Annotated in this window: 33 protein-coding genes and 1 tRNA gene; 4 read left to right on the top strand and 30 right to left on the bottom strand. The window is 68.3% G+C overall.

Annotation, left to right across the window (positions count from 1 at the left end; all coding sequences use genetic code 11):
- The 9 genes from QQK22_RS17730 to QQK22_RS17690 all read right to left on the bottom strand — a co-directional run.
- A partial coding sequence (locus QQK22_RS17730; RefSeq protein ID WP_284252888.1) for a hypothetical protein occupies positions 1-284 on the bottom strand: 284 nt, incomplete at its 3' end.
- The gene (locus QQK22_RS17725) at positions 284-730 is read right to left on the bottom strand and encodes a hypothetical protein (protein ID WP_284252886.1); all 447 of its coding nucleotides are present in this window, start codon (positions 728-730) and stop codon (positions 284-286) included. The genes QQK22_RS17730 and QQK22_RS17725, both read right to left, overlap by 1 nt.
- Positions 731-812: 82 nt before the next feature.
- Positions 813-1,124 carry a hypothetical protein gene (locus QQK22_RS17720; protein WP_284252365.1) on the bottom strand — a complete coding sequence of 104 codons (312 nt, stop codon included), beginning with the start codon at positions 1,122-1,124 and terminating at the stop codon, positions 813-815.
- Between the two features lie 15 nt (positions 1,125-1,139).
- Positions 1,140-2,054, bottom strand: coding sequence for a major capsid protein (locus tag QQK22_RS17715; protein WP_284252890.1), 915 nt, complete (start codon positions 2,052-2,054; stop codon positions 1,140-1,142).
- Complete coding sequence (locus tag QQK22_RS17710; RefSeq protein ID WP_284252884.1) at positions 1,939-2,721, bottom strand: coiled-coil domain-containing protein; 783 nt, start codon at positions 2,719-2,721, stop codon at positions 1,939-1,941. The genes QQK22_RS17715 and QQK22_RS17710 overlap by 116 nt, the downstream gene beginning before the upstream one ends.
- A gap of 104 nt (positions 2,722-2,825) precedes the next feature.
- Entirely contained in the window at positions 2,826-3,533 is a 708-nt protein-coding gene (locus tag QQK22_RS17705) for a VG15 protein (RefSeq protein ID WP_284252371.1), read from the bottom strand.
- Positions 3,534-3,536: 3 nt separating this feature from the next.
- A complete protein-coding gene (locus QQK22_RS17700; protein WP_284252374.1) occupies positions 3,537-4,943 on the bottom strand; it encodes a phage portal protein in 1,407 nt (468 codons plus the stop codon).
- Positions 4,940-5,299, bottom strand: coding sequence for a hypothetical protein (locus QQK22_RS17695; protein WP_284252882.1), 360 nt, complete (start codon positions 5,297-5,299; stop codon positions 4,940-4,942). The genes QQK22_RS17700 and QQK22_RS17695 overlap by 4 nt, the downstream gene beginning before the upstream one ends.
- Positions 5,296-6,399 carry a terminase large subunit domain-containing protein gene (locus QQK22_RS17690; protein ID WP_284252880.1) on the bottom strand — a complete coding sequence of 368 codons (1,104 nt, stop codon included), beginning with the start codon at positions 6,397-6,399 and terminating at the stop codon, positions 5,296-5,298. Before QQK22_RS17690 ends, QQK22_RS17695 begins: the two co-directional genes overlap by 4 nt.
- Before the next feature lie 412 nt (positions 6,400-6,811).
- Between QQK22_RS17690 and QQK22_RS17685 the strand changes: the two genes are divergently transcribed.
- Positions 6,812-6,955, top strand: coding sequence for a hypothetical protein (locus tag QQK22_RS17685; RefSeq protein WP_284252378.1), 144 nt, complete (start codon positions 6,812-6,814; stop codon positions 6,953-6,955).
- Between the two features lie 370 nt (positions 6,956-7,325).
- Here QQK22_RS17685 and QQK22_RS17680 read toward each other — a convergent pair.
- From QQK22_RS17680 to QQK22_RS17600, 17 genes are all read right to left on the bottom strand, one after another.
- Positions 7,326-7,407: transfer RNA gene (locus QQK22_RS17680), tRNA-Leu, on the bottom strand.
- Positions 7,408-7,750: 343 nt separating this feature from the next.
- Positions 7,751-7,939 (bottom strand): hypothetical protein, encoded by a 189-nt coding sequence (locus tag QQK22_RS17675; RefSeq protein WP_284252380.1) that lies wholly within the window; start codon positions 7,937-7,939, stop codon positions 7,751-7,753.
- The gene (locus QQK22_RS17670; protein ID WP_284252382.1) at positions 7,936-8,658 is read right to left on the bottom strand and encodes a hypothetical protein; all 723 of its coding nucleotides are present in this window, start codon (positions 8,656-8,658) and stop codon (positions 7,936-7,938) included. The genes QQK22_RS17675 and QQK22_RS17670 overlap by 4 nt, the downstream gene beginning before the upstream one ends.
- Before the next feature lie 68 nt (positions 8,659-8,726).
- Positions 8,727-8,966 carry a hypothetical protein gene (locus QQK22_RS17665; RefSeq protein WP_284252384.1) on the bottom strand — a complete coding sequence of 80 codons (240 nt, stop codon included), beginning with the start codon at positions 8,964-8,966 and terminating at the stop codon, positions 8,727-8,729.
- A 61-nt stretch (positions 8,967-9,027) separates the two neighbouring features.
- Complete coding sequence (locus QQK22_RS17660) at positions 9,028-10,362, bottom strand: replicative DNA helicase (RefSeq protein WP_284252386.1); 1,335 nt, start codon at positions 10,360-10,362, stop codon at positions 9,028-9,030.
- Positions 10,359-11,285 (bottom strand): hypothetical protein, encoded by a 927-nt coding sequence (locus QQK22_RS17655; RefSeq protein ID WP_284252387.1) that lies wholly within the window; start codon positions 11,283-11,285, stop codon positions 10,359-10,361. Before QQK22_RS17655 ends, QQK22_RS17660 begins: the two co-directional genes overlap by 4 nt.
- A 2-nt stretch (positions 11,286-11,287) precedes the next feature.
- Positions 11,288-11,764 carry a hypothetical protein gene (locus QQK22_RS17650; RefSeq protein ID WP_284252389.1) on the bottom strand — a complete coding sequence of 159 codons (477 nt, stop codon included), beginning with the start codon at positions 11,762-11,764 and terminating at the stop codon, positions 11,288-11,290.
- Positions 11,761-12,198 (bottom strand): hypothetical protein, encoded by a 438-nt coding sequence (locus tag QQK22_RS17645; RefSeq protein ID WP_284252391.1) that lies wholly within the window; start codon positions 12,196-12,198, stop codon positions 11,761-11,763. The genes QQK22_RS17650 and QQK22_RS17645 overlap by 4 nt, the downstream gene beginning before the upstream one ends.
- Positions 12,195-12,506, bottom strand: coding sequence for a hypothetical protein (locus QQK22_RS17640; protein WP_284252393.1), 312 nt, complete (start codon positions 12,504-12,506; stop codon positions 12,195-12,197). Before QQK22_RS17640 ends, QQK22_RS17645 begins: the two co-directional genes overlap by 4 nt.
- Positions 12,503-12,901 (bottom strand): hypothetical protein, encoded by a 399-nt coding sequence (locus QQK22_RS17635; RefSeq protein WP_284252395.1) that lies wholly within the window; start codon positions 12,899-12,901, stop codon positions 12,503-12,505. The genes QQK22_RS17640 and QQK22_RS17635 overlap by 4 nt, the downstream gene beginning before the upstream one ends.
- Positions 12,902-13,396: 495 nt before the next feature.
- Complete coding sequence (locus tag QQK22_RS17630) at positions 13,397-13,774, bottom strand: hypothetical protein (protein ID WP_284252878.1); 378 nt, start codon at positions 13,772-13,774, stop codon at positions 13,397-13,399.
- Complete coding sequence (locus QQK22_RS17625) at positions 13,771-14,112, bottom strand: DUF6907 domain-containing protein (RefSeq protein ID WP_284252401.1); 342 nt, start codon at positions 14,110-14,112, stop codon at positions 13,771-13,773. The genes QQK22_RS17630 and QQK22_RS17625 overlap by 4 nt, the downstream gene beginning before the upstream one ends.
- Positions 14,109-14,573 (bottom strand): hypothetical protein, encoded by a 465-nt coding sequence (locus QQK22_RS17620; RefSeq protein ID WP_284252403.1) that lies wholly within the window; start codon positions 14,571-14,573, stop codon positions 14,109-14,111. Before QQK22_RS17620 ends, QQK22_RS17625 begins: the two co-directional genes overlap by 4 nt.
- Complete coding sequence (locus tag QQK22_RS17615; RefSeq protein ID WP_284252405.1) at positions 14,570-14,770, bottom strand: helix-turn-helix domain-containing protein; 201 nt, start codon at positions 14,768-14,770, stop codon at positions 14,570-14,572. Before QQK22_RS17615 ends, QQK22_RS17620 begins: the two co-directional genes overlap by 4 nt.
- The gene (locus QQK22_RS17610; RefSeq protein WP_284252407.1) at positions 14,767-14,889 is read right to left on the bottom strand and encodes a hypothetical protein; all 123 of its coding nucleotides are present in this window, start codon (positions 14,887-14,889) and stop codon (positions 14,767-14,769) included. The genes QQK22_RS17615 and QQK22_RS17610 overlap by 4 nt, the downstream gene beginning before the upstream one ends.
- Complete coding sequence (locus tag QQK22_RS17605; protein ID WP_284252409.1) at positions 14,886-15,371, bottom strand: hypothetical protein; 486 nt, start codon at positions 15,369-15,371, stop codon at positions 14,886-14,888. The genes QQK22_RS17610 and QQK22_RS17605 overlap by 4 nt, the downstream gene beginning before the upstream one ends.
- A gap of 399 nt (positions 15,372-15,770) precedes the next feature.
- Positions 15,771-16,085 (bottom strand): helix-turn-helix domain-containing protein, encoded by a 315-nt coding sequence (locus QQK22_RS17600; RefSeq protein WP_284252412.1) that lies wholly within the window; start codon positions 16,083-16,085, stop codon positions 15,771-15,773.
- 155 nt (positions 16,086-16,240) lie between these two features.
- Between QQK22_RS17600 and QQK22_RS17595 the strand changes: the two genes are divergently transcribed.
- On the top strand, positions 16,241-16,900 hold the full coding sequence (locus QQK22_RS17595) for a helix-turn-helix domain-containing protein (protein WP_284252414.1): 660 nt from the start codon (positions 16,241-16,243) through the stop codon (positions 16,898-16,900).
- Positions 16,901-16,911: 11 nt separating this feature from the next.
- Positions 16,912-17,319, top strand: a complete 408-nt coding sequence (locus QQK22_RS17590; protein WP_284252416.1) for an ImmA/IrrE family metallo-endopeptidase — start codon at positions 16,912-16,914, stop codon at positions 17,317-17,319.
- Here the strand turns inward: QQK22_RS17590 and QQK22_RS19035 are convergent.
- Complete coding sequence (locus QQK22_RS19035; RefSeq protein WP_348525622.1) at positions 17,316-17,594, bottom strand: helix-turn-helix domain-containing protein; 279 nt, start codon at positions 17,592-17,594, stop codon at positions 17,316-17,318. The two genes, QQK22_RS17590 and QQK22_RS19035, sit on opposite strands and share 4 nt — an antisense overlap.
- Positions 17,582-18,580, bottom strand: a complete 999-nt coding sequence (locus tag QQK22_RS17585) for an Abi family protein (protein WP_284252419.1) — start codon at positions 18,578-18,580, stop codon at positions 17,582-17,584. Before QQK22_RS17585 ends, QQK22_RS19035 begins: the two co-directional genes overlap by 13 nt.
- Before the next feature lie 191 nt (positions 18,581-18,771).
- Between QQK22_RS17585 and QQK22_RS17580 the strand changes: the two genes are divergently transcribed.
- The gene (locus QQK22_RS17580) at positions 18,772-19,236 is read left to right on the top strand and encodes a hypothetical protein (RefSeq protein WP_284252876.1); all 465 of its coding nucleotides are present in this window, start codon (positions 18,772-18,774) and stop codon (positions 19,234-19,236) included.
- On the opposite strand, the gene QQK22_RS17575 is transcribed toward QQK22_RS17580, so the two are convergent.
- A complete protein-coding gene (locus tag QQK22_RS17575) occupies positions 19,191-19,589 on the bottom strand; it encodes a hypothetical protein (RefSeq protein ID WP_284252423.1) in 399 nt (132 codons plus the stop codon). The two genes, QQK22_RS17580 and QQK22_RS17575, sit on opposite strands and share 46 nt — an antisense overlap.
- On the bottom strand, positions 19,586-20,068 hold the full coding sequence (locus QQK22_RS17570; protein WP_284252822.1) for an ImmA/IrrE family metallo-endopeptidase: 483 nt from the start codon (positions 20,066-20,068) through the stop codon (positions 19,586-19,588). Before QQK22_RS17570 ends, QQK22_RS17575 begins: the two co-directional genes overlap by 4 nt.
- Positions 20,069-20,178: the final 110 nt, after the last annotated feature.

Below are 20,178 nucleotides of genomic sequence, written 5' to 3'. Positions count from 1 at the left end.
CCGGGCCAGACCGTCACGAGCGACCCAATCGGGATCTGCTCGTCGAAGTCGACCGTCACCGCGCCGGAGGAGATGACCTCGACGCCCGTCGCCGTCTTGACCACCTTCTGCTCGTCGCTGGCAAAGCCTCGAACGTCCCGCCTTGCGAGGTACTGCGATCCCATCCCGCCTCGAGAGAGGAGGTCTCGAACCCAGACGACGTGGGGCGTCATCCACGATTCGAGGCGTTGGACGTTGAGCTCGGGGTAGAGCGGCTGTCCAGAGGCGACGATGACGTCGAGCATCAGGGTCTCCCCCGCCTGTTCACCGGTCGGGGGTAGAGACTGACGGAGTACGCGCGCTGACGTCGGGGGCGGAGGAGTCGTTTGTGCTCCCTCGTCAGAGTGAGCGTCCGCCCAGGGGCGTCGAACGTGAACGTCCGCGACTCGCTGAACGGCCCAAGAGACCGACTTGAGGTCTCGTTCGTGACGCCGGGGGTGCCGTCGTTCGCCAGGACGTTCAAGACCATCTCGCGACAGATCATCCGCCGGATCGCGAGATCGGCCTCGCTCCGGGTCGAGGTAGCAACGCCGGGACCTGTTGGAACGAGTCGCTCAGCGGGGCCGTAGGCGTCGATCCTCGCGGTTGCGTCCCGGAGGAGCGCCTGCGCCCGAGTCACCTGTGCAGCGTCTGACGAGAGCGCCGGCCAAACGTCGCGAAGGTCTTCGACGGTCGCGTAGGGAGTCGTCATCAGTGGCCTCCGGTTCCGCTCATGAGTGTGCTGCGGGCCTGCGAGACCCGACTCGCGGGGTGGCGAGTCGGGCCTCGAGAGGTCACTTCTCGGCAGTCGACGTCTCGCCCGTGTCGATGTCGTGCGTGACGGTCACGACCGTCCCGTCGGGGCGGACCGCGTCGTAGGTCTCGACGCGACTCTTCGACTTGTCGACACGCGGTCGCGTGACCTTCGGGCCGGGCTTGACCGCGTTGACGGTCCCGACCTTCATCGCCTCGTCGTTCGGCTGCGGAGTGACAGACACGGCCGTCTCGGTCGGGTCGGTCGTGTCGGCCGGGCCGTCACCGGGGGCCGTGTTCGACGGCTTGGTGACGTCCGCGTCCAGCGTGGTCTTGCTCGTGGTGGTAGCCATGAGGGTTCCCTTCGATCAGGAGGCGGTGATGCCACGGAGGCGAGCGGCGGCTCGGCCCCCGAACGTCGCGAGCCCGCAGTAGAACTCGATGCGGGTGCGGTAGGCCGGCTTCTCCTGCAGCTGGCCCAGGTCGTCGACCTGGACGCCGCCGTTGGTGAGGCCAGTGACGCCCTGGTCGGTCTCGTCCTCGCCGAAGCGGACGGCGTAGATCGAGGACGAGGCGGTCGAGGTGCCCTGCGTCTCGGTCAGCGGCAGGACAGCCGCACCCGCGGCGGTGAGGCCGGGGTCGAGGACGGGGATGCCGTTGTAGGTGAGGACGCGCTTGTTCGTGAGCGACTCGTTCACGAAGTCGGCACCGCCGAGACGGCGCAGGCTCGAGATGATGCGGGCCTGGACGGCGCGGTTGGCGTAGATCGCGCCGTTGCTGCCCTCGAGGCCGGGGACCGCTCCGATGAGCGCGTCGAGCGCGTCGAAGAAGTCGTGGCCGCCGGCGACCGGACCGAGGCCGTTGGTGGCGGCGTCGATGACCTGGGCACCGGTGAGGCGCTTCTTGAGTCCGTCGAAGCCCTTCGGGTCGACCGCGACGTCGCCGTTGAAGAACGCGTCCTGGAACTTGTAGGACGCGGCCTTGACCTTGAGACGGGTCTGGATCGCCCGCTGGTCGTTGAGGTCGCCACGGGTCTGGACGATGAAGCGGTCCACGTCGGCGTCGCCACCGAGGATGACGAGCGACTCGGTCGCCTGCACGACGGTGCCGGTCGACTCGGTGTACGCCTCGTTGACCGACCGGAACGCGACGCCGGGAAGCGTCGCCTCACGGTTGTAGGCGTAGGCGTTGCCCTCGATGTTCATGAGGGGCAGCCGGTCGAGGATGGACGACTCCTGGACGAACGTCTCGACGACGCCGCGCTGGAGCTGGGTCTCCGACAGCAGCGCTGCCTGAGCGAGAGTGACAGCCATGATGGCTCCTAACGGGAGGTGTCGGCGTAGGCAGCCCGCAGGGTGCCGAGGCCGGGGAAGTGGTGGGGGTGATGCCCTCGCCTCCGTTCGCCCGCGAGAGTGCGGGGGAGCGGGGCGGCTCGGGCTTCGTCTTGATGAGCGGCTTGACGAGCTCGGCGTGCGCCTTGATCGTCTCCTCGGTGGTGCCCGACAGCACCTCGACGGGGACGCCGGTGTCCTTCGACACGGCGGCCTTCCACGTCGCGATCTGCCTCTCGCTGGCGAGGGAATCGCGCTCGGCCTTGAGGTCGTCGCGCTCCTTCTCCGCCGCGGCGAGACGGTCAGCGACCTTCTGCGCCTCGGTCTTGCCGGCCTCCTCGAACTCAGCCAGCCGTGCAGCTGCCGTGGAGTTCTCCTTGGCCCGCGCCTCCCACTTGCGCGCCTCCGCCTTCCAGTCCGTCTCTGCGGGGGCGGCGGGCTCGGCGGGAGCTGCGGGGTCACCGGGGGCGGCAGGGTCCGCTGGGGCCGCGGGGTCGGCCGGCGCAGCGCCGCCCTCGCCCTCGGCGAAGCGGATGCCGCGCAGGTCGTGCAGCGTGCGACCGATGACGGCCAGGCCGTCGCGGTCGGTGCGCGTCTGGGTGATCGTGGTGCGGCTCATCTGGTGGTTCCTCCCGTGCGGGATCGCCACGGCGGCCCATGCGGGCCGACGCGGTAGGCGGATCAGTGGTCCCCTGCCGTGCGGCAGGAAGCGTGTGGTTCGACCTACGTACGGTCGGCGGGGTCGTCCATCTGGGCGACGTAGCGGCGCACGCGCGCGTCGTGCGCGGCCCTCTGGGTAGGCGTCATGCCCGCGGTGCGCGCCGACGCTGAGTAGGCGCGGACGTCGACCTCGGGGGCGTCCTGGTCCCACGACGGGATCGCGGCGCAGCCGCAGAAGCCGTGCGCCGCGAAGTCGACCGTGCGCTCCCGGTACACCGCGCCCCGCGAGGCGAGCATCCGGCAGAACTTGCACGACCCAGCACGCGTCACGCGCTGCCAGCCAACTGCTCGGCGGTCGTCCTCGGACGACCGCACGACCGTCTCCCGAGCCGGCGCAAGCACCAGCTTCGAGACCTCCTTGAGCATCGACGGCAGCATGAGCTCAGGCGTCGGCGACCACAGGTGGCCAGCCGAGTAGCGCACGGCCGACTCGACGTCGTCCTCAAGCGCGAGGTCGGCAGGCCCGGCACGGTACGTGCCCGGCACCCGCTCCGCCTCCCGCGCCTCCTCGAACCAGTCCGCCGCTGCAGCAGCACCCGCCAGACCGTTCTGCGCGACGAGCAGCGCGACGAACTCGATCAGCAGATCGCGGGTCTGCTCCGGTCGGCGCAGGTCCATTGACCGAAAGAACTCGGTGATGTCCGCGTCCGTCAGCCGAACCAGGCCCTGCTGAGCGGCCCGCAGCTCCGCAACCAGAGGAGCGGGAACCACGGGCTACTCCGCCGCGCCTGGCGAGCCCGCGGCGACGGGGAGCAAACCTCGTCCCGCCGCCGCGAGCGCTCCGATACGGGCACCACCCTGAGCGCGACGCCGGTCGGCGAGCATCCGCTTCCGCGTAGCCCGGTCGTGACCGAACATCCGAAGCGCCTCCTCCGTCTCAGCCACCCACGGGATTGCCCCGATCTCCTTCGTCGCCGCGTCCGCCATCGCGGCACGAGTCGGCATGGACGCCGGACGCCACTTCGACTCCAGCTCGTCGAGTTCCTCCGGCGGATCGTCAAGACCGTCGCGGATCATCACGGCCTTCTGCAGCGTCTCTACCCATCCCGCTCCGAACGACACGTGCGCCCGCTCCGCGACCTTGTTCAGCGCGTCCCAGCGGACCTCCATCGCCTCGGCCGAGTCCGGGTTGTCCTGGACCACGCCGAGCACGCTCACCGGCACGTTCACCAGCGACGAGAAGATCGCCGCGTCGTGCCGGCTCATGTCCGTGTGCGGCTGCATCGACACCTGAGGGGCCGTGTAGACCGACGGGACCTGGCCCTCCTCGTCGCGACCGATCGCACTGATGCGCCCGATCAGCGCGTCCCACGTCGGGATCGGCTTGCCGTCCTCGTCCGTGAAGATGTCCTCGTCAGCGCCCAGCAGGTACCGCTGCGGGGCCGAGAAGAACTCGGCCGTGATCTCCGACCGGAGCAGCGTCCGCTGTGCCCGGTCGATCGCACGCATCACCGGGTGCGAGAGCCGTGAGCGACCGAACGGGTTGTCCAGATCGGGCCGAAACGGGAGCAGCGTGCCAGGGCACATCGGAACGCCGGCCGAGTGGACCACCGTGAGTCCGCCGCGGTCGCCCTCTGCGATCGTGTAGACCATCTCGTCGTCGGCGTAGATCATCTCCGTCACGCGACCCCACTTGGCACCGGTCACGGTCAGGATCTTCGTCAGCCGCCGCGAGTTCGGGTTCCACTCGCCCGTCGTCACGCGAGCCGACAGCGACCGCACGACCACGTCAGGCTCACCCGCATACCCCGCCAGCGCCATTGTGAACGCCGGCCCGTACTTCTGCGCCTCGAGGTGCGCCATCGTGGACTCGGCCAGCAGCTTGTTCTGCCGGATGATCCGCGACAGGTTCAGCGGCAGGACGTCCGAGTCCGGGATCTCGAAGCCCTCGAGGTTGATCCGGTCGTTCAGGTGAGTACACGCGCCCTCGCCCCACGACAGCGTCGTCTCGAACTCCACCATGTGCGGCGGAACCGCGATCCCGAAGTGCTTCGTCTTCTGCGCAGCCTCGAAATAGTTCTGCCGCGTCTTGTTGATCGAACGCTTCTCCGCGAGCTGCCCAAGCAGCAGCGAGACCGCCTCCTGCGCCTCGTCCGAGAGTCCCTCAATGGGCAGCCTCATCTGCGAATCACCGCCCTCTGCTTCTGTCCGGGCTTCCGCCTCGTCGTCTTCGCACCCCACACCGCGAGGCTGACTGCCTCGAGCGGGGTCTCGTCACCGTCAGGAATGGTGGCCTCCCAGCCCCACGCCCCCGACGTCCCCCGCCGCTTCATGTCACTCACCGCGACCGAGTCATCGAGCACGGCCTGGCCCTCGTGCGCCAGGTGCGTGAACGTCTCGTCCCTGATGGCGTCGTGCAGCATCGCGCAGGAGGCCGTGTAGTCGCCCGTCGACGCGATGCGCAGCACCTTCTCCGGCACGCCCCGCTCCCGCAGCGCCTGCTTCAGCGTCGCCGCACCAGCAGCGCCCGAGATCACGATCTGCGCCGTGTCCCGCCAGCAGCCGGCCAGCCAGTCAGCCAGCGCCGCGATTCCGCCTCGAGCGGGCCGGTCATCGCGTCGATGAGCTCGCCGTGCACACCGCCGTCGTGCTTCCGAGCGCCAGCGAGTGAGACCCGGGTGCCGTCCATGCTGAACGCCACGCCGTACGAGATCGTCCCGACCGGCGCGGCCCCGACCTCACGGTCTCGCCACAGGTCAGCGCTGATGGCACGCGTCCCGCCACCGGTGGCGGACCAGATCCCCAGGCGGTCCTGAGCGAAGCGCTCTGGGGCGTAGGTCTCGCACTCACCGGTCACGACATCGACGTTCATGCGCGCGTTCCACGCCGGGTTCGCCGACCAGCACAGGTACTCCACCGCCGACGACCAGCGCCGTGCCGCGAGATCCGCCCGCGCAGCCGCGTACTCGGGCGACGTGACGTCCGCGCCCCACTCGCACCAGGCGGCAGACGACGACTTCCCCTCGATCGCCGCCGCACGGACCGACTCGAACACCGTCGAGTCGTCCTCGTCCTGTGGAGCCGTCCCAAGGAGCCACACCTGCGGGTTTGGCATCGCCGACATCGTCGAGTTGATTGACGTCCAGGCGCGCGACCCGAGGATCTGCGCCTCGTCGAGCATGAGGCAGTCGGACGAGAAGCCCTTGCCCCCAGCGCCTGAGCGAGCCTTGAACTGGATCGTCGCGCCGTTCGTGAACTTGATCGACTCGCGGTTTAGCGCGTTCATGACCGACTTCACGCGCTCGCGCAGCCACCCGTTCGCGTCGGCCTCGACGATCTCCATGAGCTTCGAGAACGCCTCACGCGCCGTGTCCTGCTGGTGCGCAGAGATGACGATTTTCTTCTCACCGAACAGCAGAGCGCCTGCGAGCGCCCTCGAGACGAGCAGCTGCGACTTGCCGTTCTGGCGAGGGACCGTCACACCGACGCGCTTGGCCGCCCATGTCGCGTCCCGACGCTCACCCATCGAGGCCCGCAGGATGGTCTCCTGCCAGCCGTCCAGGACGATGCCCGCCGTAGCCGACAGGTCAGCAACGTCCTCCCACGAGTTAGCCCTGGCCCCCTGTGGCTCGACCAAGACGCGCGGTCGCGCCTCCCCGAGCAGCGCGACGGGCTGCGAGCTCGTCAACCGGATCACCCGCCTTGCCCTCATCGGCCGACAAGGCGGCAAGGTCAGCGGACACAGCGCGGATTTGAGCAGCGAGAGGAGCCCGTGCAGGCCCCTTCGCCTCGTCTCGCAGCCCGCTCATGAGCAGGTCCAGCGTCTCCTCGAGCACGGCCTTGCGGTCCATCGGCAGGACCTCCGAGCTCTGTGTGTGAAAGGCGCTATCCCCCGGGGTCGCCGTCCCCTTGGGGGGAGGGGGTGGGGGTGGGGGTGTGTCCGTGGTGGCGGATGGCCCCCACCCTGGGGACGCAATGATGGTTGGTCGAGGTGCGTTGCGAGTTGGGGTCCGCCCGGCCCCGCGCTGCTGGTTGCACCATCGTCTTCGGTGCAGCAGACGGGTGTTGTCTGCTGCGACCGGATCACCGCCTCGGCTGACGGGGATGATCTCGTCGACTTCGGGGTAGTGCGGGTCGTGTTGTGGTTTGACTGGAACGCGTTGCCGGATGTCTTCGACGAGACCGGCCCCTAGGTATTCGTGTGGCCAGGGGCAGTCGGGCCAGGGGCAGTAGCCGCCGGCCGCGAGTTTGCGGGCTCGGAGTTCGCGGCGTCGGTGACCGTTGGCGTAGCGCACGTTGCTCGGCATCGGGTCCTCGGGTGGGTCGACGGTGGGGCGCGCAGGACGCGCTGCTGCAGGGAGCGAAAGGACCCGGCGTGAAACTCCCCAAGCGGCCTTCACGGCGTTCGCCGATGCGTGGTGTGCCGGGACCGTGTTGACGCGCCCCACCGAAGTAGGTGGCACCCTGCGCTCGCCCGGGGGCGCGCGCTGCGGAGGGGTGCCGGCTCCGGCGACGTCGTCGTGTGCGCTGGGCTCCGGCAAGCCGCCCGACGTCGCGCTCGGGTGTCCCGCCCGGGAGTCGAACCCGGACGCCCGTGGGCACTGGTTCCTGAGACCAGCGCGTCTGCCAGTTTCGCCAGCGGGACAGGTTCGCCGTTCGGCGAGTGTCGTCCGGAGACGACGATGGGAGCCCTGCTGCCAGTTGAGGGCATAGGACTCCCGGGGATGAGCATACGACAGTTTCTGGCAGTTGTTGCTACGACTCGCGGCCAGAGTTGCTGCCGAGGCGTCCTCGCCGGCCTGTGATCTTGCCTCGGGTGCGCCATTCGTGTTCGGCTGCGGCGACGTCGTCGGTGTGGACGGCGACGCGTCCACGGTGTCGGTGGGAGCGGACGACGCCTCGTCGGGCCCAGGTGCGGATGGTGTCGGGGAGGATGCGGAACTGGCGGGCGGCGTCAGCTATCGGGAGCCACTTGTCGCGGTCGTCGGTCACCGAAAAGCCTCGCGCTGCTCGCGTTGCTGCTGGAGCCACGCCTCCTCGCAACCGGAGCAGTAGGGGTACTCGGCCGCGATGGCGTTCGCCTCAACCTCGCTGGAGCAGTCGTCTCCGTACTTCGTGCCGCAGGCGAGGCAGAACGTGGACCAGGACGAGGCGCGAACCGTTGCGCGCTTGCTCATGCTGCCTCCGTGGGGGCGTTGTAGTGGATGAGGGTGACCTCGTCGTCGTTGAGGACGGCGGCGCAGTCGTCGTTGGTGCACTCGATGCGTGTCTCGTCGCCCTGGTAGCGGATGGGCTGGTGGACGAGGGTGAGGTGCTCGCACCGGGGGCACGGCTTGTTGACGGGACGTGCGGGTGCCGCGCTGTCGGGCTCGGGGTAGCGGTGTCGCAGGGTGGCGACGTGACCGACGATCTGCCCTCGGAAGTCAGCGGCGTGGTCGGTCATGGCGAGGTAGATCCAGTGGGTGTCGATCCACAGGTTGGCGCTGCCGGGGAAGGTGTCGGTGTTGGGGCCGGCCATGTTGCGCCGGTTGGGGTGCTCGGCTCGGATGACGCTGATCCAGGAGTCGATGACGGACTCGAGCTCGTCGGCGTCGAGCCAGGCGGGGTGCAGCACGGTGGAGTGCGAGGGGTCGGTGGTGGCGACGATGTCGTCGCTGAGGCGGGCAGAGGAGGGCGGCTTTGCTAGGTCGGCGACGTGGCGCAGCCAGGACACGACGCCGGGGACAGCCGCGAGCGCGTTGCGCGTCTTGTTGACGCAGGCGAAGCAGAGCCGCAGGTCGCGCTCGGCGGGGCGCGGGAGGCATCCGCGGCACTCGCGGATCTCGTCTCTGCCGTCGCAGTCGGAGTAGTGCTGGCCGTAGATGGTGCAGCCGTAGTCGCACGTGGTCGTGGTCATGTGTGTCTCCGGGGATGACGAAGCCCCCGCCGACCGGGGTGGTCGACGGGGGCGTGCGGGGAACGGGGTCAGTCCTGGGCGTGCGTGGCCCAGTCGAGCTTCTTGCCCTCGGTGAGGCGGATCTCGAGGTGGCTCCCTCGGAAGGTGGTGCCGTGGGCCTGCAGGAGACGGTCGACGACGTCGCCGACGGTCTCGTCACGGCCGATGGCCGCGGCCGTGCGGGTGGTCTCGACGTCGGGCCGGCCGCTGATGTGGACGACGAGGGCGTTGATCTGCTGGACGGGCTCGGGGCTGGTCTGCTCGGTCACTGCGCTTCCCTTCTCGGTGGTTGACGCCCGGAGTCCCGGGTCGCCTGGTGGTGCTGGTGGGTCATCCCCACCCGTCGTTCGGCATGGCGTGGCGTTCGGCGAACTCGGCTGTCTCGCCGCGCTTGGTGAACTCGACTCGTCCGAGGACGCCCTGCCGGTTCTTCGCGATCCCCATGTCGACGTTACGGTCCGCGGGGTCCTCGGCGTGAAGGAGCATGACGACGTCAGCGTCCTGCTCCACAGATCCCGAGTCGCGCAGGTCGGAGAGTTGGGGGCGGCCGTCGGCGCGCTGGGTGGAGCCTCGGTTGAGCTGCGCGAGGACGATCACGGGGACCTGCATCTCCATGGCGAGCGTCTTGAGGTGGCGCGACCACTCCGTGACCATCTCGTACCGGGAGCGGCGATCGCCCGGGGTCGCCGACAGTAGGCCGAGGTAGTCGACGACGACGGCCGAGAGCTTGCCCAGGCGGGAGACGCTTCGGGCGTGCGAGCGGATCGAGTTGACCGTCGCGCCGGGGGAGTCGTTCACGGCGAGCCGGAGGGCTTTCATGGTGTCGGTGTTCTCGGCGATCCGTTCGCGATCGACCACCGTGAGTTCGGGGTTCCAGGGCGAGCGTCCCTTGAGCGCGCCGAGCTGCACCTGCGCGATGTAGGCCGTCGCTCGCTGCTGCAACTCCCTCCTGGTCATCTCGAGCGAGGTGAACGAGACGTACCCGTGACGGGTCAGCCAGAGGGCGACCTGCAGCCCGACGATCGTCTTGCCGATCGAGGGTCGGGCCGCGATGACGTACAGGCCACCGGGTGCCCATCCGCTAATGATCTTCGTGAGGCCCGGCCATGGCGTCGGGACTGTGCGGGTCTCGCGATCGAGCCCTGCGACGAACTCGTCGTAGTCGTCGCCGAGGAGCACGATGTCGGAGACGATGCTGCTGCGCGTCCCGTCGATGAGGCCCCGCGCCATCTCGACCAGTTCACCGACCTCGCCTTCGCCGCGAGCGAGCTGGGAGATCTTGACGGCCGCGGTGGAGAGGTGCCGGCGTGTGGCGTAGTCCGCCACGAGGCGGGAGTAGTAGGCCACAGACCCGTCGGCACCGAGGGCTACCTCCTCGCACTCGATGAGCAGCGGTGCGGTGATTAGTCCGCGGTGGATCTGGTCGACGCTCGCCAGGTTGGCGTTGATCGTCGCGAGGTCGGTCGGCTTGCCCTCTCCGGCGAGGCGCTGGATGAGCCCGTAGAGCTGCTCGTGTGCCGGGGTGTAGAAGTCGGCGGGGTTTAGCGTGAGGTCGTGGGCGACGCGACGCCCACGGGTCATGCACAGCCCCAGCAGCACCTTCTCCGCGTGCGGGTCGTGGATCACGGCCCGGTCGAGGGCGCTCGGGTCGAGCAGGTCGGTCACGGCTGTCCTCTCGTTGGTGCGGCGTCCCAGACGGAGCTGGTCGCCTTCTGGGTGGCGGTGGGCTTGGACTTGTTGAGCCAGGTGCGGAATGTGGCGTCCCAATCGCGCATCCGCCGGTCGTTGGCTTCCGCGTGGTTACGGAATGCGACGACCTGCTCGTCGATATCGGTGCGCTTTTCGAGCGCGAGCTTGTAGTGCGCCGCGTTCGGGGCCCAGGACTTCGGCAGCGGCCTCTCCGGCTTCCTCCTCGACGGCGTCTCGTCGTCGTGCTCCTCACCGTCCGACTCGGTCCGGATGCCATCGGGACGAACGCTCGGAGACGGAGTTGGAGTAGGAGAGGGAGTAGGAGTAGGTGCCACCGAAACGAGACCCAAAGGTGAAGTTGCGCTAGGCCCAAACGGGACCGAAACGGGACCGAAGCCAGTACCGAAAGGGTCCTCGGGGAGAGTGCGCGACCGAGGGTCGATGACGGGTCGCTCGAGCACCTCCGCCACTGCCGGGTTGTTCCACCCGGCGAGGTGCGGTTCTCGCGTCCGGATCTTGTTCGCCTCATGAACGAGCACGCCGCGGATCGTGGCGGAATCGACGGCGGCGTATGCCTTCGTGAAGGAGACGGCCATTCTGGGCTGACGCATGAGGCCGTCGAACCGTGCCCAGGACCGCACGAGGCATTCCTCCGTGTCCTCGTCGATGACGATGAACAGTCGAGCCTCGAGGCAGGCGGCAAGGGTCCGGACGGAGTCGGCGTCCAGCCCCGCCGCCGCCGCCGCGAGGCGTCCCGGCCGCCAGTCCACGACCCCGCAGTAGGACAGGCGGGGGTGGTCCCAGAGCGTCTTGTAGAGCCACTGGGCTGGGTAGGGGAGCGCGCGCCAGTCGTCGTCCGTGCTGGCGCTCACGTTCCAGCGGGCGAAATCACGGGGCATCCCTAGGACGCCTCCTCGAGGATGCTGCGGGGCGCGGTGACGCCGGCCTCGGCGAGTCCACGGATGAGGTCTCTGTCGACGTCGCGGCCGAGCTTCTCGAACAAGGCGGCGAGGATGAACTCGTTCCCGCCGATGCGGGTCTCCTCGGCGTGCCGGTGCATCATCACGGCCAGGGCCGCTAGCGCGAGGTCGTAAGCCGACTGCTCGTCTCCCACGCGGAAGGGCAACTCGTGCCCGTCCGGGAAGGTCGCGGTCGCGACGGAGCCCGTGACGGCGACCTCGGGGAGCTTGTCGTGGGCCACGATGATGTGCGTGTTCAGGTCGACCGTGATCGGGCAGGCCATGGCGGTTCCTTCCTGGGTGCTGGTCGGCGTCGGGATGGTCGAGGTGTCGATGTCCTCGCCGTTGTCGATGCGTCGGCGCTGCTCGACGAGCCACGCCTTGGCGGTCTGGCGGTAGTTCTCTCGCTCGCGACTCACGGGGCGTCCTCGTAGAGGTCGCCCGAGAGCACGTCGGTGACGATCCGCCGGATCATGTCGTCTCGCTGCGTGATGGTGCCGGGGTAGCGCGCGGGCAGGCCGTCCTTCACCTCGCGGATGACGTCGTCGTGGCGGAGGTCGCGATCCCCGGCCGCGACAGCGGCTCTAGCCACCTTCCCGGCGGCCTCCTCGGACCGTCGGATCAGGTCGCGTACGACGAACTCGCCCTCGGTCATCTCGACCGTCTTGGCGTAGTCGATGGTGGCCTCGTTAATGACGGCTTCGGCGTTCTCCTCGGGCGTCTGGCAGTCAGGGCACAGGACGCCGACTTCGCGGCCGAGGTCGTACTGGAGGTTCCACTCGCCGTGGCCCCGGTACCGACGACGGCAACGCATGCACTTCTCGACCTTGCGGTCACTGGGGTGGATCTTCATCGGGCCACGGCCTTCCAGTAGTGAGCGGCGTTCCCCATGGAGGAGCGACCGAGACGGTCCGCGACGCGTTCGACCTCGCCGGCGCGCTCGAGCTCGGAGCATCGGGAACGGATGGACTGCGGCGAGGCGGGCTTCCACCCGTGCTCGCGCTGGCGGCGCTGGTGGGCGGCGACGAGCTCCTCGTGGGTGAGGGCTCCGCCCTGGGTCAGGATCGCGAGCACCTGGCCGCGGTGGGTGGTGACGTCGACCTTGTCGCCCGCGAGGTGCGAGGTGGTCGGGTCGGAGTTGCGTGCGAGTGCGGTGTTCACTGCGGTGCCTCCTGCTCGAGCGCCGTGATCCCGGCGTAGGTCATGCGGATGATGGATTCGGCGGATGCCGTGTCGATGAGGAGGACGGGACCGATGCCTTCCCGCCTGCCTTGTGCGCCGGTTCGCCACCGCGAGTAGGTGCCGGTTCGCACGGCGACGCCCCTGTCCCGCAGGACCGTCATCGCGTGGTCGACCAGGGTCGAGGCGAGGAGGACGTTGATCCCGGTGAGGGCGCTCAGCACGTCCGCGAGGCGGCTCCGGTCGGTCATGCCGTCGCAGTCCTCGTCGAGGAGGGTGGTGCTGACGACGTAGGTGTCGGAGTAGGTGGAGAAGGGGGTCGTGTAGTCGTCGACGCACGCCGAGGGGAAGGTGAGGTCGGGGATCGTGGCGCTCATCGGACCCGCCCCCGACGCTGCGGTGACCGAGGGAGGCGCGGCCGTCGGCGGAGAGCCACTCGTACTGCTTCCGCCAGGTCTTGCCGATGACGCCCCGATGGAGGCGCACACGCTTCTGGACGAACCCGGTGTAGTCCCACTGGTGGTCGGGGTCGTCCTGGGTGGTGCAGAAGTCCGGGCAGGCCGTCTCCGGCGGGGCGGGGAACGTCTCCTCCGTGAGGTCCATGCAGGTCAGGTAGAGCCAGTGTCCGAACTGCGCGGCGACGTTGACGGCCATCGATTCGGGAGCTTCGATCCGGACCTCGGTCGGCCCCTCGGCCTCAGTCCAGTCCTCCCGGAAGCGGACAGCCCACGCGCTGCCCGCGTTGCCGTCGTCGTCCGCCCACACCCGGGCCTTGGAGACGTGCACCCATCCCTCGCTCCCGTCGGACAGCACTACGCGGTGGCACGAGTCCGAGCACCAGTCGTAGTGCACGGTTCCGGTCGCGACGGCAGTCACTGAACGTCCCCCCGTCCAGCGCCGACACCCTCTACGGCGTCGGCGGCAGCGACGATCTGAGCGGCGAAGGCTCGCGCCTCGGACGGAGTCATGTAGTCGTTGCCCTCGAAGCCGGCGTTCCCGCCCACGACGACGGAGACTGCCGGGACCCCGATGTTCAGCGGGAAGGCGAGAGTCGGGCCGTCGGCAGGCATCCGCCAGCGGTCGCCCACCGGGTCCTCGTCCGAGCCGAACTCGATAGGCGTCGCCACCCCGTAGTGCCCGATGGAGTCACCGTCGTCGTAGCAGAGGGTCGTGTCGCACCACGGCTTGTGGGGGCGGAGGCTGTCGAGGAACCTGTTGAACTGCTCCTCCGAGACGTCGGGGGCGGTCATCGACGCGCCTCCTCGATGAGGCGGGCGGCGGCGACGAGCTCGTCAGCCAAGGCGCGTGCGTCCTCCGCGGAGAGCCACAGTTCGATGTCACGATCCTCGGCCCAGATCTGGACGACCGGCCGGCCACGGTAGACGTGAGTGCGACGGGTGGCCGTGACCGCGAGGCGCTCGCGCCCGGAGAGCAGCTCGCTCGGGTAGCCCTCGAAGGTGTTCGCGGGCGCGAGGTTGATCCAGACGTCAGGGGACATGCACCACTGGTCGTCAACGTGGGCCTCGCCCGTGTGCCCCTGGCCATCACGGCACCAGGGCTGGCAGGCGACGGGGGCGATCTTGCTCATCGCGACACCTCCGCCGCGTGAGCGCGGACCGCGGCTACGGCGGCCAGGATCGCGCGAGCGAAACTCTCCGCCTCGGTCAAGGTGAGGGGAGCGTCGTCATCCTCCTGCTCGCTGAAAGTCAGGAGCGTGAGGTGGTCAGGCGAGGTCTCGATAGCGAGCCGATCGACGTGCGCGTCCTTGGTCCGGATCGACGACGGCAGTCCGTCCTTCTCGAGGTCCACGAAGAACATGGGCCCGACGACGCGTAGGCCCTGCTGCTTCCACTCGCCGTCCGAGTAGAACGAGGTAGGCGTCGGGATGACGTCGGCGGGGTTTGCTGGCACTATGGCCATTGCGGTTCCTTCTCTCAGGTCGGCACTGCTGTTGTTCGTCGAGTCGTTGGCGCGACTCGTGATGACGCCCCCAGCCCGGTCGTTGGCGCGATCGGTCAAGCTGGGGGCGTTCGTCTTGCCCGGGGTCATCGGGACCACTCGGGGCGGGCGTCGAGGAACCGGTCGAGCTCGGCCTTGGTGAACCGCTTCCCGAACCCGGTGTCGATGGGGATGAGGTCGCCCTTCTCCTGCAGGCCCTCGACGGTGCGCGAGGAGCAGTCGAGGTAAAGCGCGGCGGTCTGCACGGTCATCGCTCCGGGCCAGCCGTCGATGCGCGTGACGCTCATGCGAGCCACACCGCGACGACGAAGCCGAGGAGCGCACCGAGGGCGGCGAGGGCGGCCCAGCCAGCGGCGTTGGCGAGGCGGTGCGCTCGGGGCGTCCACCGGATCGCGGGGGCGCTCACTTCTCGGCCTCGAGAGCGGCGAGCTCGTCGCGGAGCTTGGCGGCGCGGGCGTCGCGCTTCGCCTTGTCGCGGCGCTCGCGGCGGGTCTCGTCCGTCTCCCACACGACCTCGGTCGTCAGGACCTCGGCGACCGCGCCGTAGGACTCGAGCAGCCGTGCCAGACGAACCGCTGAGGAGCGCGACTTGAACAGGTGGCCGGTCTTGGGCCAGAAGAACTTGTCGTCGCCGAAGCGCTCGATCCACGCCGCTCGCTCCTCCGGGTCGGCGAGCCAGCCCTCGGGCTTCCAGGTGTGGTCGTAGTGCGCGAGAAGGTCGAGGCCGTCGGGCTGGTCGACCGCGTCGATCACGGCCTCGGCCGTCCAGATCTCCCAGTCCTGCAGGGAGTCGCGGGTGCGCCAGATCAGGGACGACGGCGGCAGCTCGGTCATCGCGACCGTGTAGGCCTTCTCGGCGAGAAGGGTGTGTCCGTACTCACGGGACATCGGTGGTTCCTTTCTGGGACGCGAAAGCCCCGACCGCCAGGTGGCGTCGGGGCTCAGGAAGACGGGGTCTAGCGGTGGTCGGCGTTGTGGACGGCTCGGCGGGCGACTGCGTCGGCGTGCCCGGATGGTTCGCGCCCACGGAAGGGGGTGTCGCTGATCGCGGCCGGCAGGAGCTTGTACAGGTCAGCCCGGACGGCGTCATCGCCGCGGCGGTTCCAGATCGAACGCCCGTAGCGGGCGCAGCGCGAGGGGTCCAGTCCGGCAGCGCGTTGGCGAGGATCGTGATGACCTCGTTGACGCTGTCGGCTTGCATGACCGCGGCCACGCAGACGTGTGCGACGTCGTCCGGCTGAGACTTCCAGAACCGGTCCTGCTGGGGGATGGGCGTAGGGGCGGCTGTCACTGCGGCTCGCCGTCCCCTCTGACCCTGGGGGAGTAGTCCGTGGTGAGGGAGTCCTCCGGGAGCCCGTATGCACGCTCAAGCGCTCGCAGCATCAGGTCAGATGCGCCGCGCGCTCCTGACTCGATCGCCGAGAGCGAGCCGCGGCTGACGACCATCTCCGGGAAGTGCTCGGTGATCCGGAGGCTGACCTGCTCGAGCGTCAGGTCGAGAGCAGACCGCAGTGCGCGGAGGGAGAGGTGGGGTGGCGTTCGGTCCTGCCGGGCGGACCTCGCCGGGGTGAAGGTGCTCGACTGAGCAAGCATTGCTGGCATGGCTTCACCGTACAGCAAACATCGCGTGATGCAACGATCCGAACGGGCAAACGTTGGTAGTTGGCCAAAGGCGGGGGCCAGAGCGGGACGGCATAACGGCGATGTTCGCCGAGCCTCACCAATGTTTGCCGAGCAAATCTGGCAGGCTGGCGGCCATGGAACAGAACATCGCCAGGCTGGGTCGCTACCTCCGTAGCCGCCGCGCCGAGCTGGGTTTCTCGCAGGACGAGGTGGCCGCTCTCGGTGGGCCGTCCACCACGACGCAGTCGAAGATCGAGCACGGTCTAACCCGACGGATACAGCGCCGAACGATGGAGGACATCGACCGGTCGCTCGGGTGGAAGGTTGGGAGTACCGAGGCGCTGCTCGAGGCCACAGATGACGACGTTGAGCCGGTGGCGGTGCGCCGGCCGGCGACCAACAGGGATGGGAAGCGCCCGCACGTTGCGGCGCGACCCGAACCGTCCGGCGGAACCTGGACGACCTTGCGGCGCGAGGTAGACGCGAAGGGGCGCTCGCTCGTCGTGGGCGTGAGTGTCGACACGGACGTCGAGGGCGTCGAGACGCGCGTCGAAGTGCGGTACTGGCCCGGGCCCGATCGAGATGTTGACGCCTTCGACTTCAACGGGGTGGTCGGCGAGGCGCATCGTTCTGCGATCCGCGTCACCAGCGTCTACCGGCAGCCGACGGAGGAGGACCCCATCTTGGCGGCAGGCCCAGCACCCGTGCCGATGTCGGAGCCGGATGGTTACGTGATGGCTGCGCGGGATGTCGACGACGACGCGGAGGCCGAAGCGCAGCAGGTCGACCCCTGACAGGAGGCACCTTGGACCCCGAGCTCGTAGCCCTGGCCGAGGAGATGGGCTGGCACGTCGTCTACCGCGACCTCGGTCGCCGATCAGGCGAGGTCCGCTCCGGCGGCGTGATCGTGATCAACCCGAGGAAGGGCTACCTGACGCAGCGCATGACGCTCGCGCACGAGCTCGGCCACGTTGCCCTTGGTCACGACTGGGGCACCCGCCACGACGCCGCGGCGGACGAGCGCGCCGCCGATATCTGGGCGGCCGGCGTCCTCATCAAGCCCGACGACTACCGCATGGCCGAGGAGATCGTCGGGTCACACCCGGGGGCGCTCGCGAAGGAGCTGGGCGTGACGGCGGGCCTCGTCGTCTACTGGCAGCAGCACCACCAGCGCCGCGGCACCTTCCTTCGCGTCGTGCGACCGGCAAGTTAGGGGGCGCGGTACGGCTTACGGTTCGACGCGCGCGAACGAGGCGTCTGCTGCAGCGGCCCACGAGATCGTCCGAAGTCGGACTGATCCTGGTGGTTTACCTCAATGAAGCGGTCCACGTCCTGCTGCGTGAATCGGCGTTGGCGGCCGATCTTCACCGACCCGATTTTCCCTGCGCGAGCCCACCCGACGATCGTCTCGGGCTTGAGGTCGCCGCCCAACAGGGCGACGACCTCGTCTGCTGTGAGCAAGCGAGTCGACTCGTTCACATGTTCCATAGGTCGAGGTCCTCCCAGTTGTCCGGGAAGCCCATGGACGACTCAGGCGTGAACAGTGGCGACGCCCCCTTGGACAGCTCTACCGTGGGCAGCTTCCGGACCTGAGTCTTCGCCGTCATGTGCCAATTCGTTCCGTCTCGGTGGCTCCGTAGCATGTAGGCCAAGGACGCCATCACCGGGTAGACCCTCCTGGAGCCATCCTCGCGGTCAAGGAGGTGGGTCATCAGCGGCCCAACTCCACTCTGCCGCCGGATCTTGATGTCGCGCTTCATCGACCGGTTGAAGAGGCGCGAGCCGTGTGCGCACACGTTCCGCAGATCGCTGATGCTCCGCGCAAAGGTGATGAACTGAGCTGGCTTGTTGACCCCGAAGGCACTGGCGACCGCGCGCTTGTCCTCGATGAGCATCAGGTCGAGGAGGAACGGGAGGGAGCCGCAGTTGACAACCTCGACGAACGACCAGATCGGGGTATCGGCGAGGGGTTCGACCTTCTGTAGATGGATGAGGTAGTCGTCGGCAGGTCGCGCGTCCTCGACGGCCTTGCGCGCCTTGTCCTGCCACGCGCGGAGCTTGGTCGAGCTGCCTCCGTGAGCCGGCCGGTCACATGCGGTCGGGTCGAGGTGGTCTCGGCGTAGGTGCGCCACTGGGGATCGCTCTGCCAGGACATGAGCCATCGTTGCGCGTAAGCGAACCTCGAAATCGAGCACTCCGCCAAGGCACACGAGTCGCAGCTTGTCATCGAAGGAATAGAGCTCCATAACGTGATCGAGAGACGCACCAGGCATGTAGTCATCCAGGCGGAACGATCTGGCGTCTCGATCTACGAGGTGAGGCGGAAGCAACTGGCGGAATGGGTACCGGTACCCGCCGAGACGGTGATACCCGTACCTACGAAGGGCTGCGTCGGCTGCTTCGTCATCGTAGATAGCCAGTCCGCGATCCTTCATGATGTCGATCAACTCGGCATAGGTACGGAAGTTCTTCACGACGTAGAGGCTACAAAGAAAACCAGCCCCTTGACGACGCGAAGTCATCAGAGGGGGCTGGTGTCTAGTGCGTCAACTCTACCGCACAACTGGGGATGGTGGGGGACATGCTGAGGAGATCCGAACATCCGATCGCCCCGCCAAGCCCACCACTGGGGACCGTGTCAGTGGGTGGTCGTAGCGTGCCCGCCATGACCACGACACACGAGAGCGAGGCGCAGCGCCGCTACCTCGCCGCGCCGCTGCCGACCAACGACGACGAGCAGGCCGCCTACGACGAGCTCGAGGCCGCGGTGCTCGCCAAGGTCGGCCTCACGCCGGACGACGGACGACGGATCACCGAGATCAAGATGGAGACCGGGAAGTGCTGGCGGTGCGTCCCCGATCGTCTCGCGCGGATCGACTACGAGATCCTCGACCACGCCCGCGACATCATGCAGTCGGGCGTGCCCTTCTCGGCCGAGCACCTCGGGATGAGCGAGGACGCGAGTGGACGACGCCTCATGGTCTTGCTCGACTCGGCCGCGGCGCACGAGTACGACGACAACCTGATCGACGTGCTTCGTGCCGCACGTGATGCGAGCACTCCGCGCCCCCGGAGGTGGCATGACTACTCGGGCGCGATCGTCGCGCTCGGTGCCGAGTCGCCCTTCTGACTGTCCTTCGGGAACAGGTAGTTCGCGATGATGTAGGCAAGCCCGATCGTCTCGACCACCGTGGCAGAGAGCCAGGCGATCATCACCTGTATCTGCACGTCGCCGAACTCGGACCAGATGTAGGCACCCATGACCAGGACTGACGACACCAACGCGAAGGACATGGCACCGGTCACGGACCAGAAGAAGCGCTCCCGCAACTTGTTGGCTTGATCTTGACGATCCGCCTCAGCGTTGAGGATGCGGTTCGCGGTCTTGTCGTTGACCTCGGCGGCAGAAGGCTTGTCGAGCTGATCGACGGTCGCGCCTTGCGCCGCAGCGAGTTCCTTGGCGGACGGTTCGCCTGCGCTCACAGCTTGATGGCGAGGTTGTCGAGCCGCTTGCGTACGGCCGGGACAGAGAGGTCGAACTCCCTGACAAGCCTCGCTAGACCCGCACCTCCGTTCACGAGGTCTCGGACCTGGTGCTCGGGCATCAGGAGTGCGCCCGCGAACTCGTCAGCGTAGAACTCGTGCAGGTCGTACTTCCCGCCGCGACGCTCGACGATGTTGAAGTCGGTGTCGCCACGGCTGGTTCGCTCCCAGTAGTGACCAAGCTCGTGGGCGATCGTGAACCGCTGGCGCTGCTCGGTGTCGGTTGCGCTGACGAAGATCTCGGCGTCTCGCCCAGGCTCGACCCGGAGGAGGCCGGAGACTCCGTCTTCGAGGTAGGTCCGACGCACGATGATGCCGAGGTGGGTAGCGATGCGCTCAGGGTCGACCGGGTACCCCGCGCTCCAGGTCTCATCGAGAACCTCGCGGGCGTCCTGTCGCGCCTTGTCCTTCACCAGCATCTTGCTCACCTCCGGCCACGTGTCGTTCTTGCCTCAATCGTACCGATCTTGCGCCCCGCGGGTGTCGACGACGCTCCGGGCGCGATGTGTGCACCACCGTGTGCACCAAC

Source organism: Litorihabitans aurantiacus (assembly GCF_030161595.1).
Classification (GTDB): domain Bacteria; phylum Actinomycetota; class Actinomycetes; order Actinomycetales; family Beutenbergiaceae; genus Litorihabitans; species Litorihabitans aurantiacus.
This window is presented reverse-complemented; position numbering and strand designations above follow the sequence as displayed.